This window comes from Mycobacterium sp. URHB0021 (assembly GCF_054057895.1).
Map to the genome: position 1 here is coordinate 6,499,368 of NZ_JBSRZT010000002.1, position 12,348 is coordinate 6,511,715.

Genomic DNA, 12,348 nt, shown 5'->3' on the forward strand with positions numbered 1-12,348 from the left:
GACATCACTCTGCCATCGTCCATACCGACGTCGCGATCAGATCGCCTCTGTCCAGCCCTGCCGCACGATGCCGATGGATCGCGAGGTACTCCTCGTTGGTCACCATGTCGACGAATGCTGCGGGCGACGGATACTCGACGACGATGATCGCGTCCCACGACGGCTTCTCGCCGTCACCGATGACGACCGTGGGCGAGGCGCCGGCGTAACGGACCAGCCCTCCCACCCGCTCGAGATGCGGCGCGACTTCACGGGCGTAGCGCACGTAGCTCTGTCGCCCGCCGTCCATGCGGAATTGCAGCAGGTTGATCATCACGACCGGCGCATCGGCCGGCCGAGCGGCCAGCGCCGCGATCTGTTGCGGCGTCGGCTGCAGGGACGAACTCATCACCAGATCCAACCACTGACGCTGGTGGTCCGGCCCGACATTCGTGCACAAGCTGACGTTGGGCGCAGGCGGAGACACACCCGGCTGCTATTTCGGCGTCACCGTGCGAGCGCTGACGAATTCGCGTCGGCGACCAGAAACCGGATCGTCGAACGCCAGGCGCTCAGCCAGCAGCGCCAGCGGTCGCGAGAAGTCCTCGGGCGCCACATCGATCACTTTCGGGTACAACGGGTCTCCAGAGATCGGCAAACCCAGAGATGTCATGTGCACACGTAGCTGATGGGTTCTGCCGGTACGCGGTGTCAACCGGTACAGTCCCGCGCCGAGATGTTCCACCAACGTCTCCGCATTTGGCTCGCCGGACTGCTCGACCGCCTGCAACTGCCCGCGTTGTTTGATGATCCGGCTCCGCAGCACCATCGGAAACTCCAGGCCGTCGTCGACCGCTGCTCGGGCAAGGTACGTCTTGTGTACCAATCCGCGCGCAAACAGCGTCTGATAGGCACCCCGGACCTCACGCCGGGTTGTGAACAGCAAGACACCCGCCGTCAGCCGGTCGAGTCGGTGAGCAGGGCTCAGTTCAGGGAAATCGAGTTCGCGGCGCAGCCGCACCAGCGCGGTCTGCGCGACATGGCGGCCCCTCGGCATGGTGGCCAGGAAGTGCGGCTTGTCGACCACCACGATGTCGTCGTCGCGATGCAGCACTGGAATGCCGAACGGCACCGGCATCTCGTCGGGCAGCTCGCGGTACAGAAAGACATGCGCGCCCGCCGGCAACTCACTGCCCTCGGTAATCACCGCTCCGTCGGCGTCGACTACCTCTCCCGCGACCACTTTCGCCCGCGCCGTCTCGCCGAACCGCGCCTCCAATTCCGCCAGCACCGGTCCTCCGAACAGGCGGACCCGCGCCGGCCCGAGCCCGTCACGCACCGGCAGCGGTGCGGCCCGTCTCAATTGAGCGGCACCGGCTCGAGGATCTCCGCCCGCGCTTCTGGCGCGGCCGCCCGCAACGCATCGGCAGACTCGTCATCGGGCTGCTGCTGTGAGCGCACCTCGGCGTCCACGCGAGCGCAATACGTGTCGACCTCGCGAGAGATGTCCTCCGCACTCCAACCGAGCACGGGCGCAATCACTTCCGCGACCTCGCGCGCACAGTCCACCCCGCGGTGGGGATACTCGATGGAGATCCGCATCCGCCGGGCCAGAATGTCCTCGAGATGCAGCGCACCCTCGGCGGCCGCCGCATACCAGGCCTCCACCTTCAGATACACCGGCGCCTCGGTGATCGCCGTCAGCAGTTCCGGCCGGCTCTCCGCCATCGCCAGTACCTCGCCGATCAGCGAACCGTAGCGGTCAAGCAGATGGCGCACCCGATAGGGATGCAGGCCGTAATGCGCACCCACCGTTTCGGTTTGGTTTATCAACGCGAAGTAACCGTCGGCGCCCATCAACGGGACCTTCTCGGTGATGGACGGCGCCACCCGAGCCGGGATGTATTCGGAGGCAGCGTCGATCGCGTCCTCGGCCATCACCCGGTACGTCGTGTACTTGCCGCCCGCAATGGCCACCAGACCCGGCGCCGGCACCGCGACGGCATGCTCCCGAGACAGCTTCGAGGTCTCCTCGCTCTCCCCCGCCAGCAGCGGCCGCAGCCCGGCGTAGACGCCGTCGATGTCGTCGTGCGTCAACGGCGTGGCCAGCACCGTGTTCACGTGGCCGAGGATGTAGTCGATGTCGGCCTTCGTCGCCGCCGGGTGGGCGAGGTCGAGGTTCCAGTCGGTGTCGGTGGTGCCGATGATCCAGTGCGTGCCCCACGGGATGACGAACAGCACCGACTTCTCCGTGCGCAGAATGATCGCCACCTCGCTGACGACGCGGTCGCGCGGCACCACGATGTGCACGCCCTTGGACGCCCGCACCCGAAAGCGACCACGTTGCTTGGACAGCGCCTGGATTTCGTCGGTCCACACGCCGGTTGCGTTCACCACGACATGGCCACGTACTTCGGTGATGGCGCCATTCTCCGAGTCGCGGATTGTCACGCCTATCACCCGGTCGCCTTCGCGCAGCAGCGATACCACCTGCGTCGAGGACCGCACGACGGCGCCGTAGTGCGCCGCTGTGCGTGCCACCGTCATGGTGTGCCGGGCATCGTCGACCACGGTGTCGTAATAGCGGATTCCGCCGATCAGCGAGGATCGCTTGAGTCCGGGCGACAGCCGCAGCGCACCAGCGCGGGTCAGATGCTTCTGTGCGGGAACGGATTTCGCGCCCCCAAGCTGATCGTAGAGGAAGATACCGGCGGCCACGTAAGGACGCTCCCACCACCGGTTGGTCAGCGGGAAGAGGAACGGCAGCGGTTTGACCAAATGCGGCGCCAGCGTCGTCAGCGACAGCTCACGCTCGTGCAGCGCTTCCCGGACCAATCCGAACTCCAGCTGTTCCAGATATCGCAAACCGCCGTGGAACATCTTCGATGAGCGGCTGGAGGTACCCGAGGCGAAGTCCCTGGCCTCCACCAGCGCCACCTTCAGCCCCCGGGTGGCGGCATCCAACGCCGCACCCGCACCGACCACGCCACCGCCAACGACGACCACGTCGAATTGTTCGGTGCCGAGCCGCTCCCACGCCTGCTCCCGCTGCCCAGGGCCGAGCAGCGTCTGCCCGTTGCCCGTGATCGGGTCACTCACCGGAGTGGACTCCTAGTTACTCGTCGGTACGTTTGGCCATTCCCAGGCTACGTGGGTCCGAGCGCTCCTCGCGTGTGCGGCTCAGTCCAGATCGTCGTGCGCCATCAGCCGCCGGGCCGCCTCGGTGATCGAACCCGACAGCGCCGGGTACACCGAGAAGGTCTGTGCGAGGTCCCCGACGGTATTGCCGTTCTGCACCGCCAGGGCGATCGGCAGGATCAGCTCAGAGGCGATCGGCGCCACCACCACCCCGCCGATCACCACGCCGGTGGCCGGTCGGCAAAAGATCTTCACGAAGCCGCGGCGCAGGCCCGACATCTTGGCGCGGGCGTTGGTGTTCAGCGGCAGCATGACGGTCCGCGCCGGCACCGAACCGTCGTCGATCTTGGCTTGCGGCACTCCGACGGCGGCGATCTCGGGCCTGGTGAAGACCGCCGCGGCCACCGTGCGCAGCCGGATCGGGCTCAGCCCCTCCCCCAGCGCGTGATAGATCGCGATCCGGCCCTGCATTGCGGCCACCGACGCCAGAAGCATCAGGCCCGTGCAGTCACCGGCCGCGTAGATACCGGGCACCGAAGTGCGCGAGACCCTGTCGACGGTCAGATAGTTTCCCGGGCCGAGCTCGATGCCGACGCTCTCGAGGCCGAGCCCGCCGGTGTTGGGCACCGAACCCACGGTCATCAGCGCGTGGCTGCCCGCGACGGTGCGCCCGTCGGTCATCGTCACCAGCACGCCGTCGTCGCTGCGAGTCACCGACTCCGCACGCGCGTTCTTGACCAACGTCACACCGCGTTCGGCCAACGCGTCCTCGAGCACCCCTGCGGCGTCGGAGTCCTCGTGCGGCAGGATCTGGTCACGGCTGGCGACCACCGTCACCGCGACACCGAGTTCGGTGTACGCGTTGACGAATTCGGCGCCGGTGACGCCCGAACCGACGACGACGAGATGCTCGGGCAGTCGGTCGAGGTCGTAGAGCTGACGCCAGTTGAGGATGCATTCCCCGTCGGGCTCCGCGCCCGGCAGCACCCGCGGGCTGGCGCCGGTGGCGACGAGCACCACGTCGGCCGTGAGCTTGCTCACCGTGCCGTCGTGCGCGGTGACCTTGACGGTGTGCGCCGCCATCCCCGGCACGTCGTCGACCAGCTCGCCGCGACCGGCGATGAGCGTCACCCCCTCGCTCCGCAGCCGGTCGGCGATGTCCACGGACTGAGCTGCGGCCAGCCTCTTCACGCGGTTGTTGATCACCGGCAGCTCGATCTTGGCGTCCTCGAACTCCAGCGCGTAGCCCAGGTCGGGTGCGCGGCGCAGTTCGGTGCGCACGCCGGTGGAGGCGATGAAGGTTTTCGACGGAACGCAGTCCCACAGCACGCAGGCACCGCCGATGCCGTCGGAGTCGACCACGGTGACCTCGGCGACCTCGGGACCGCGCGCGGCCGCTACCAGTGCGGCTTCATATCCGGCGGGCCCGCCGCCGATGATCACGATGCGCGTTGCCACGGCCCCTAACCTAGTCAAGCGGACCGTTGATCGCCCAGCCACCGGGCAAAGCCTTAGGCTTTCCCCGTGCCGATCTACGCCGCGTACGGATCGAACATGCATCCGGAACAGATGTTGGAGCGCGCTCCGCACTCCCCAATGGCGGGAACGGGCTGGTTGCACGGTTGGCGCCTGACGTTCGGCGGGGAGGACATCGGCTGGGAGGGCGCATTGGCAACTCTGGTCGAGGATCCGACCGCGAGGGTGTTCGTCGTGCTCTACGACATGACCAAGGAGGACGAGAAGAACCTCGACCGTTGGGAAGGCTCAGAGCTGGGGTTCCACAAGAAGATCCGCTGCCGGGTGGATCGCCTGTCATCCGATACCGACACGGATCCGGTGCTTGCCTGGCTGTATGTCGTCGACGCGTGGGAAGGCGGGATTCCGTCGGCGCGCTATCTCGGGGTCATGGCAGATGCCGCCGAAATCGCCGGTGCGCCAGCAGAATACGTGCACGACTTGCGAACCCGCCCGTCGCGCAACATCGGCCCGGGCACGTAGCGTCTTTGCCCGCGATCATCGTCGAGACTGCGCACACATCACGTATTCAACTAGAATCGCGATCTCCCCGCAGTCTCACGGAGCTGGAACTAGAAGTGCGCGGCCTGGTCGATGATGTTGACCATTACCCGCACGCCCACCGCCATCGCCCGTTCGTCGATGTCGAACGTCGGCTGGTGCAAGTCGAGTTGCGGGCCGCGGCCCGTCCATACGCCCAGCCGCGCCATCGCACCGGGCACCTCCTCGAGATACCACGAGAAGTCCTCGCCGCCGCCGGATTGGCGGGTGTCACACAGCACATCGGGGCCCACCGACTCGATCGCATGGGTGAGGATGCGGGTCGAGATTTCCTCGTTGACCACGGGCGGCACGCCCCGCCGGTACTGCACGGTGTGCTCGATGTTCAATGGCTCCAAAAGAGACGTAACTGTATCCCGCACAATCGATTCCAGTGTCAGCCAGGTTTCGCGACTCGCGGTGCGGATGGTACCGGCCAGGGTTCCGGACTGCGGGATGGCATTGGCTGCCACGCCCGCGTTGACCGCGCCCCACACCATCACGGTGCTGTTGCGCGGATCGATGCGCCGCGACAGCACGCCGGGCAGACCCGTGATCAGGGTGCCGATTCCGTACACCAGGTCGCCGGTCAGGTGTGGGCGCGACGTGTGCCCGCCGTGTGACTGCAGCAGCACCTCGAGCTGATCGGCCGCCGACGTGATCGGGCCCGGCCGCACCGCGACCTTGCCCACCGCAAGACGAGGGTCACAGTGCAACGCGAAGATGCGCGACACGCCGGTGAGCGCGCCCGCCGCGATGGCATCGATGGCGCCGCCGGGCATCAGTTCCTCGGCCGCCTGGAAGACCAACCGCACACCGACGGGCAGTTCGGGCGCCGACGCCAGCGCCAGCGCCGAGCCCAGCAGAATCGCGGTGTGCGCGTCATGGCCGCAGGCGTGCGCGACGTTGGGCACTTCCGACGTGTAGGGCGCGCCGGTGCGCTCGGCCATCGGCAGCGCGTCCATATCGGCCCGCAGCGCGATTCGCGGGCCGTGTTCCGGGCCGAAGTCGCAGGTCAGCCCTGTGCCACCGGGCAGCACCTTCGGATTCAGCCCGGCATCGGCCAAGTGCGACGCAACGAACTGGGTAGTGGCGAACTCCTGACGACCGAGTTCGGGATGCGCGTGCATGTGTCTGCGCCACCGGACGAGGTCGTCGTAATGGCCGTCCAGCCAGGCTTCGGCGGCGTCGACGATCGTCATGACGCCCTCCTCGATTGCAACTCCATTACCCGGTCCCGCTCCGACGGTGTCTCGGCCAGAGATACGACCGTACGCGCCAGCATGATCGCACCTTCCACAACGGCCAGGTCGGCACTCGGCCCGGCCGCAGCCTCGGTGAACGCCGGCTGGTGAATGGAAGCGCCGCCGGCGTCGATGCCGACCACGGGGTGGATCCCCGGCATCACCTGGGTGACATTGCCCATGTCGGTGCTGCCCAGTGGAAGCGTCGACTCGGATCCCTCAGGAACCGGGTGGCGGCCCAACTGCACCATCTCGGCGCGGAAGGTCGCGGCCAGCCACGGGTCGGGCGCCAACTCGGCGTACGCGGGCGCGGTCTCGTCGACCGTGTGCTCACAGCCCGTCGCGATCGCGCCGGCCGCAAAGCACCCCGCCATCTTGTCCTCGAGCGCGCGCAGCGACTCGGACTCCACCGCACGCATCGTGTACCGCAACTCGGCCCGTCCCGGGATGACATTGGTGGCCTGACCGCCGTCGGTGACGATCCCGTGCACCATCTGGCCGGGCGCCAGCTGCTGGCGCAACAGCCCGATGGCCACCTGCGCGACCGTCACCGCATCTGCTGCGTTGACACCGAGGAACGGCGCCACCGCGGCGTGTGATTCGCGGCCGGCATATCGGACGGTCACCTCCGACAGCGCCAACGAGCGCGCCGCGGCGATATCGATCGGCCCGGGATGCAACATCACGGTCGCCGCGATGTCGTCGAACGTTCCGGCCTTGATCAGCAAGGCTTTTCCGCCACCGGCCTCCTCGGCGGGCGTGCCGAGCAACACCACCGTGAGACCCAGCTCGTCGGCGACCCCGGCCAAGGCCAGTGCGGTACCCACCGCCGAGGCGGCGATGATGTTGTGCCCGCAGGCATGCCCGATCCCCGGTAGCGCGTCGTACTCGGCACAGATACCGATGACCAACGGCCCGCTGCCGAAGTCGGCACGGAACGCGGTCTCCAGGCCGGCGGGCGCCGGGCTGATCTCAAAGCCGTAATCGGCGACGAGTGCCTGCGTCTTGGCGCAGCTGCGGTGTTCGGCGAACGCGAGTTCCGGTTCGGCGTGAATCGCGTGCGAAAGCTCGATCAGATCGCCACTACGGCGCTTGACGGCGTCTTCGACGCTGATCGACGCGGTGGCGGTAGGCATCCCTGCAGTATCTCACTGACCGCTGGTGCGCTTCCTGACAGCTAAGCTCGCCTACCGTGACTAGCCCGGCGGCGGTGGCGCAAGAGGCGGCGGCGGCGATCCGCGATCGCACCGGCGTTGGCGAGCACGATGTCGCGATCATCCTTGGATCAGGGTGGGCGCCGGCCGTCGACGCACTCGGCGATTCGGTCGCCGTGGTGCCGCAGGCCGAACTGCCTGGCTTCACCCCACCGTCGGCCGCTGGGCACACCGGCCAACTGCTGTCTGTGCGCATCGGCGGCCACCACGTGCTGGTGTTCGTCGGCAGAACCCACGCCTATGAAGGCCACGGACTGCGCCACGTCGTGCACCCGGTACGGGCGGCATGCGCGGCAGGCGTGAGCACGGTGGTTCTGACCAACGCCGCGGGCGGCCTCCGTGCGGACTACGCCGCCGGACAGCCGGTGCTGATCAGGGACCACCTCAACCTCACCGCGCGATCGCCGCTGGTCGGCGCCCAATTCGTCGATCTCGTCGATGCCTATTCGCCGCGGCTGCGGGCGATCGCCCGCGAGATCGATCCGTCGCTGACCGAGGGGGTCTACGCGGGACTGCCGGGTCCCCACTACGAGACGCCGGCCGAGATCCGGATGCTGCGCACCCTGGGCGCCGATCTGGTGGGCATGTCGACCGTGCACGAAACCATCGCGGCCCGTGCCGCAGGCGCCGACGTGCTCGCCGTATCGCTGGTGACCAACCTGGCCGCCGGAATGACCGGCGAGCCGCTGAGCCACGCGGAAGTACTGGAGACCGGACGTCAATCCGCGACGCGGATGGGTTCCCTGCTGGCCGCGGTCATATCGCGGGTCTGACGACTCAGCCGTCGGCTCGCCCACACCACGCAGCGGGCCATCAGCGGCGCGGCGAACAGCATCAGCAGAATCCGGACCACCTGCGCCGCGATGATGAACGTCACATTGGACCCGGTTTCGACGGCAGTCCCCAGCACGGCGTACACGCCGCCGGGACTCGTCGCGAGATAGCCCTCCAGCGGCGTCAAATGGGTGAAGTGTGCCAGCGCCACCCCGAGGCCCGCGGTGCCGGCGGCGAGCGCCACGATGAGCCCGATCGCAAGGGGCAGCATCCGGCCGATGGCCCGCAGCGCTTCCATCGTGAACGCCAGCCCGGCCTGCCATCCGATCACCGCGTAGCCGATTTGGACCAGCACCATCGGCACGTCCAGGCCGAAGGACAACCCGGTGAGTTCGAGGATGACAGTCAAGGCCATCGGGCCGAGCAGCCCCGCCCCCGGCAGATGCACCATCCGGCCGACGTTGGCGCCGACCAGCACCAGCACGATCACCATTCCGAGGCTGAGATACCAAGGCCCGGTGTCGTTTTGCTGGAGGGTAGCCGAGCCGTGCGTCTTGTCGGCCTGGTAGACCAGCGTGACGACGACGGGCATCGACGCGGTGACCAGCCCCACCCGTAGGTACTGCACGACGGACACCACCCGGTCATCGCCACCGAGTTCACGGGCGATGGCCACCAACCCTGATGCGCCGCCGGCAACCAGTGCCAGCGCACCCGTCAGCGGGGTGACGTCGCGGTGCATGCCGAGCAGCGCGCCGGCCACGATGCTGAGCACCAATGTGGCGACCGCGATGCCGATCACGATCGGCCAATCGGCTCCGAGCGCTCCGACGGCATTCTGGTGGACCATCGTGCCGATGTAGACACCCAGCACGCCTTGAGCGGCCACGCCCGCGCTGCGGGGTACCCGTGTCGGAGCCAGAGACGTCAACGCAAGTGCGATGCCGACGACCAACGCGGCGAACAGTGCGGCGGACGGCACGCCCAACAGCGTCAGAGGGAACGCGACGCCAGCGGTCACCGCCGCCAGCAACACCCACTTGAGTCCCTGCCGCACATTCATCACTGTTTCCAAGTATGCACTTCGTATTTTTCTACAGCAACAAGCAGTGATTTAGATGACAATGAGGATTTCCCAAGGTATACCTTGGTTATGCCAACGTTTGCTCTCGAACGTTCCACCAGGTCCTCGGCGGCCACCGAGCTGCGGGAATCGATGATGGCCGTCACCCGCCAGATGCGCAGACACCGCCCTGACAACGGTCTTACGCTCAGCCAGATGCAGCTTCTCGGCGAGATCAGCCGAGCCAGGGTGACCACTCCCGCCGAGCTCGGCGTCCACTTGCAGGTACGGGCCCAGTCGTTGACCGATGGCCTCAACGAACTCGTCAGCCGAGAACTGATCACGCGCAGACCCGACGAGTCCGACCGTCGTCGTCAGCTCATCGAGATCACCGACGCGGGCACCGCTTTGCTGGACGCAGACCGGGCGGAGCGTGACGCGTGGCTCCACGCGACCATGCGTGACAATCTGTCGCAGCTCGAATTCGACCTGTTGATGCTCGTCGCGCCGGTGCTTCGCAAGCTGGCATACGCGGAGACGAAAGCGGGCACACTACCGGCATGACTCCGACGCGGGTTGTGGCGGCCGCGCGCGAGTGGATTGCACACGACCCCGATCCTCGGACGGCCGCCGAGCTGGCGTCGTGCGGTGAGGCCGAACTCGCGGAGCGGTTCGCCCACCCGCTGACCTTCGGGACCGCCGGTTTGCGGGGTCCCCTGCGCGGCGGACCCGACGGGATGAACCTTGCGGTGGTCCTGCGTACCACCTGGGCCGTCGCCAAGGTCCTCAAGGATCGTCGCCTGGGCGGATCGCACGTGATCGTCGGCCGCGACGCCCGGCACGGTTCCGAGGAATTTGCGCTTGCCGCTGCCGAAGTCCTTGCCGCTCAAGGATTCCGAGTGATCCTGATGTTCGCCGCCGTGCCGACACCGATCGTCGCCTTCGCCGTTCGGCACTCGGGCGCGGTCGCAGGCATCCAGATCACCGCATCGCACAACCCGCCCTCCGACAACGGATACAAGGTTTATTTCGACGGCGGGATGCAGATCGTTTCGCCCACGGACCGGGAGATCGAACAGGCCATCGCGCAAGCCCCGCATGCCGACGAGATCCACCGCCGACCCGTCACTCGCCAGGGGGTGGACCTGGTGCAGCGGTACGTGCATCGAGCGGCCCAGGTGCGGTACAGCTCGGGATCGGTGCGGGTGGCGCTGACCCCGTTGCACGGCGTGGGCGGCGAGTTCGCCGTCGACGCGCTGGTGCGTGCCGGGCTCGATGACATCCACGTCGTCGAGAGCCAGTTTGCACCCGACCCGGACTTTCCCTCGGTGTCCTTCCCCAACCCCGAGGAACCGGGCGCGGTCGACGCGCTGCTGGACCTGGCGTCGCAGATCGACGCCGAGATCGCCATCGCGCTGGACCCCGACGCCGACCGCTGCGCGATCGGGGTGCCGACACCGGACGGGTGGCGCATGCTCTCCGGCGACGAAACGGGTTGGCTACTCGGCGATTACATCCTGTCTCAGGTTGAACCCGGGGCCGTCTCGGCCGCCACTCTGGTGGCGAGCACGGTGGTGTCGTCCCGCATGCTCGCGGCCATCGCCGCAGCACACGGCGCCCGCCACGTGGAGACGCTGACCGGCTTCAAGTGGCTGTGCCGCGCTGACGCCGGCCTGCCCGGGGCCACCCTCGTTTACGCATACGAAGAGGCCATCGGTCACTGTGTCGACCCGGCCGGGGTGCGTGACAAGGACGGCATCAGCGCCGCCGTACTCGCCTGCGACCTGGTCGCCGCGCTGCGCGAACACGGCCGCACGGTGCTCGACGCGCTCGACGATCTGGCCCGTCGTCACGGCGTGCACACCACGACCGCGGTGTCACGCCCGGTTTCCGACACCGATGAGGCCGCGGCGGTGATGGCACGGTTGCGTGACACACCGCCGGACCGGCTCGCGGGCTTCGAGGTGACGGTCGAGGACTTGCTGACGCGGCCGGGCCTGGATCGCACCGACGCGCTGATCATGTCCGGCGGCGACGGCAGCACGTCCGTCCGGTTGGTCGTACGGCCGTCCGGAACCGAGGCAAAGCTGAAGTCCTACATTGAAGTTCGATGCGGTGCGGCCGGCGCCATCACCGATCTGGACAGCGTCCGGGATCGGGCCAGGGCACTGCAGGACGAACTGGTCGCGGTCGCAGGCCAGTGGTGACGAGTCAGCGCGGACCGAACTGCCGATCGCCGGCGTCGCCCAGGCCCGGCACGATGTACGCGGTCTCGTCGAGCCGTTCGTCCACCGTGGCGGTGAACAGCCGAAGCTTCGGCGCCACCTTCTCCAGGGCCGCAATGCCTTCGGGCGCGACGACGACGCAGATCGCGGTGATGTCGACGGCGTTGCGGGACAGCAACAGCTCTATGGTGTGGGCCATCGATCCACCCGTCGCCAGCATCGGGTCGAGCACAATGACGGGCCGGGTACTCAGATCGTCGGGTAACGACTCCAAATAGGGTGTGGGCTGGTGTGTTTCCTCGTTACGGGCCACGCCGACGAATCCGACGCGCGCCTCGGGGATCAGGGCATGCGCCTGGTCCACCATGCCGAGGCCGGCCCGCAGCACGGGGACCAGCAGCGGCGGGTTGGCCAGTCGCGATCCGGTGGTGTCGGCCAACGGCGTGCGGACCGGGATGGTCTCGCAGGCGGCATCCCGAGTGGCCTCGTAGACCAGCATCAAGGTGAGGTCGCGCAGCGCGGCGCGGAAACCCGCATTGTCGGTGCGCTCGTCACGCAGCGTGGTGAGCCGCGTCGCGGCCAGTGGGTGGTCGACAACGCGCACTTCCATGCGGTGACCCTAATGGAACCGTCACACCGCCGCGGCCGTCCTAACC

At 67.7% G+C, this 12,348-nt stretch carries 12 protein-coding genes; 4 read left to right on the plus strand and 8 right to left on the minus strand.

Annotated features, from left to right (window positions below; translation table 11 throughout):
- Positions 1-4 precede the first annotated feature (4 nt).
- The 4 genes from ACVWWN_RS34120 to ACVWWN_RS34135 all read right to left on the minus strand — a co-directional run bounded on the left by ACVWWN_RS34120 (position 5) and on the right by ACVWWN_RS34135 (position 4,575).
- The gene (locus tag ACVWWN_RS34120) at positions 5-388 is read right to left on the minus strand and encodes a DUF1330 domain-containing protein (protein WP_457147790.1); all 384 of its coding nucleotides are present in this window, start codon (positions 386-388) and stop codon (positions 5-7) included.
- Between the two features lie 87 nt (positions 389-475).
- Positions 476-1,318 (minus strand): pseudouridine synthase, encoded by an 843-nt coding sequence (locus ACVWWN_RS34125; RefSeq protein ID WP_457149387.1) that lies wholly within the window; start codon positions 1,316-1,318, stop codon positions 476-478.
- A gap of 20 nt (positions 1,319-1,338) precedes the next feature.
- Entirely contained in the window at positions 1,339-3,078 is a 1,740-nt protein-coding gene (locus ACVWWN_RS34130; protein ID WP_457147791.1) for a glycerol-3-phosphate dehydrogenase/oxidase, read from the minus strand.
- A gap of 81 nt (positions 3,079-3,159) precedes the next feature.
- Complete coding sequence (locus tag ACVWWN_RS34135; RefSeq protein WP_457147792.1) at positions 3,160-4,575, minus strand: NAD(P)H-quinone dehydrogenase; 1,416 nt, start codon at positions 4,573-4,575, stop codon at positions 3,160-3,162.
- 66 nt (positions 4,576-4,641) lie between these two features.
- Between ACVWWN_RS34135 and ACVWWN_RS34140 the strand changes: the two genes are divergently transcribed.
- The gene (locus ACVWWN_RS34140) at positions 4,642-5,115 is read left to right on the plus strand and encodes a gamma-glutamylcyclotransferase (protein ID WP_457147793.1); all 474 of its coding nucleotides are present in this window, start codon (positions 4,642-4,644) and stop codon (positions 5,113-5,115) included.
- Positions 5,116-5,204: 89 nt separating this feature from the next.
- Here ACVWWN_RS34140 and ACVWWN_RS34145 read toward each other — a convergent pair whose 3' ends face one another.
- Entirely contained in the window at positions 5,205-6,374 is a 1,170-nt protein-coding gene (locus tag ACVWWN_RS34145; RefSeq protein ID WP_457147794.1) for an amidohydrolase, read from the minus strand.
- On the minus strand, positions 6,371-7,552 hold the full coding sequence (locus tag ACVWWN_RS34150) for a M20 family metallopeptidase (RefSeq protein ID WP_457147795.1): 1,182 nt from the start codon (positions 7,550-7,552) through the stop codon (positions 6,371-6,373). Before ACVWWN_RS34150 ends, ACVWWN_RS34145 begins: the two co-directional genes overlap by 4 nt.
- Positions 7,553-7,608: 56 nt before the next feature.
- Here ACVWWN_RS34150 and ACVWWN_RS34155 point away from each other — a divergent pair, with 56 nt between their 5' ends.
- The gene (locus ACVWWN_RS34155) at positions 7,609-8,403 is read left to right on the plus strand and encodes a purine-nucleoside phosphorylase (RefSeq protein WP_457147796.1); all 795 of its coding nucleotides are present in this window, start codon (positions 7,609-7,611) and stop codon (positions 8,401-8,403) included.
- Here ACVWWN_RS34155 and ACVWWN_RS34160 read toward each other — a convergent pair.
- Entirely contained in the window at positions 8,349-9,467 is a 1,119-nt protein-coding gene (locus ACVWWN_RS34160) for an AbrB family transcriptional regulator (protein ID WP_457147797.1), read from the minus strand. The two genes, ACVWWN_RS34155 and ACVWWN_RS34160, sit on opposite strands and share 55 nt — an antisense overlap.
- 90 nt (positions 9,468-9,557) lie before the next feature.
- Between ACVWWN_RS34160 and ACVWWN_RS34165 the strand changes: the two genes are divergently transcribed.
- Together ACVWWN_RS34165 and ACVWWN_RS34170 are read left to right on the plus strand one after the other, a co-directional pair.
- Positions 9,558-10,031 carry a MarR family winged helix-turn-helix transcriptional regulator gene (locus ACVWWN_RS34165; protein ID WP_457147798.1) on the plus strand — a complete coding sequence of 158 codons (474 nt, stop codon included), beginning with the start codon at positions 9,558-9,560 and terminating at the stop codon, positions 10,029-10,031.
- Positions 10,028-11,674, plus strand: coding sequence for a phospho-sugar mutase (locus ACVWWN_RS34170; protein WP_457147799.1), 1,647 nt, complete (start codon positions 10,028-10,030; stop codon positions 11,672-11,674). Before ACVWWN_RS34165 ends, ACVWWN_RS34170 begins: the two co-directional genes overlap by 4 nt.
- Before the next feature lie 4 nt (positions 11,675-11,678).
- Here ACVWWN_RS34170 and upp read toward each other — a convergent pair whose 3' ends face one another.
- On the minus strand, positions 11,679-12,302 hold the full coding sequence (upp, locus tag ACVWWN_RS34175; protein WP_457147800.1) for a uracil phosphoribosyltransferase: 624 nt from the start codon (positions 12,300-12,302) through the stop codon (positions 11,679-11,681).
- Between the last annotated feature and the right edge of the window lie 46 nt (positions 12,303-12,348).

Bases quoted from the DNA above. Each gene is read 5' to 3' on its own strand.
- ACVWWN_RS34120 (WP_457147790.1), bottom strand. From the start codon at position 388: ATGAGTTCGTCCCTGCAGCCGACGCCGCAACAGATCGCGGCGCTGGCC.
- ACVWWN_RS34145 (WP_457147794.1), bottom strand. From the start codon at position 6,374: ATGACGATCGTCGACGCCGCCGAAGCCTGGCTGGACGGCCATTACGAC.
- ACVWWN_RS34150 (WP_457147795.1), bottom strand. From the start codon at position 7,552: ATGCCTACCGCCACCGCGTCGATCAGCGTCGAAGACGCCGTCAAGCGC.
- ACVWWN_RS34160 (WP_457147797.1), bottom strand. From the start codon at position 9,467: ATGAATGTGCGGCAGGGACTCAAGTGGGTGTTGCTGGCGGCGGTGACC.
- ACVWWN_RS34165 (WP_457147798.1), top strand. From the start codon at position 9,558: ATGCCAACGTTTGCTCTCGAACGTTCCACCAGGTCCTCGGCGGCCACC.
- ACVWWN_RS34170 (WP_457147799.1), top strand. From the start codon at position 10,028: ATGACTCCGACGCGGGTTGTGGCGGCCGCGCGCGAGTGGATTGCACAC.
- upp (WP_457147800.1), bottom strand. From the start codon at position 12,302: ATGGAAGTGCGCGTTGTCGACCACCCACTGGCCGCGACGCGGCTCACC.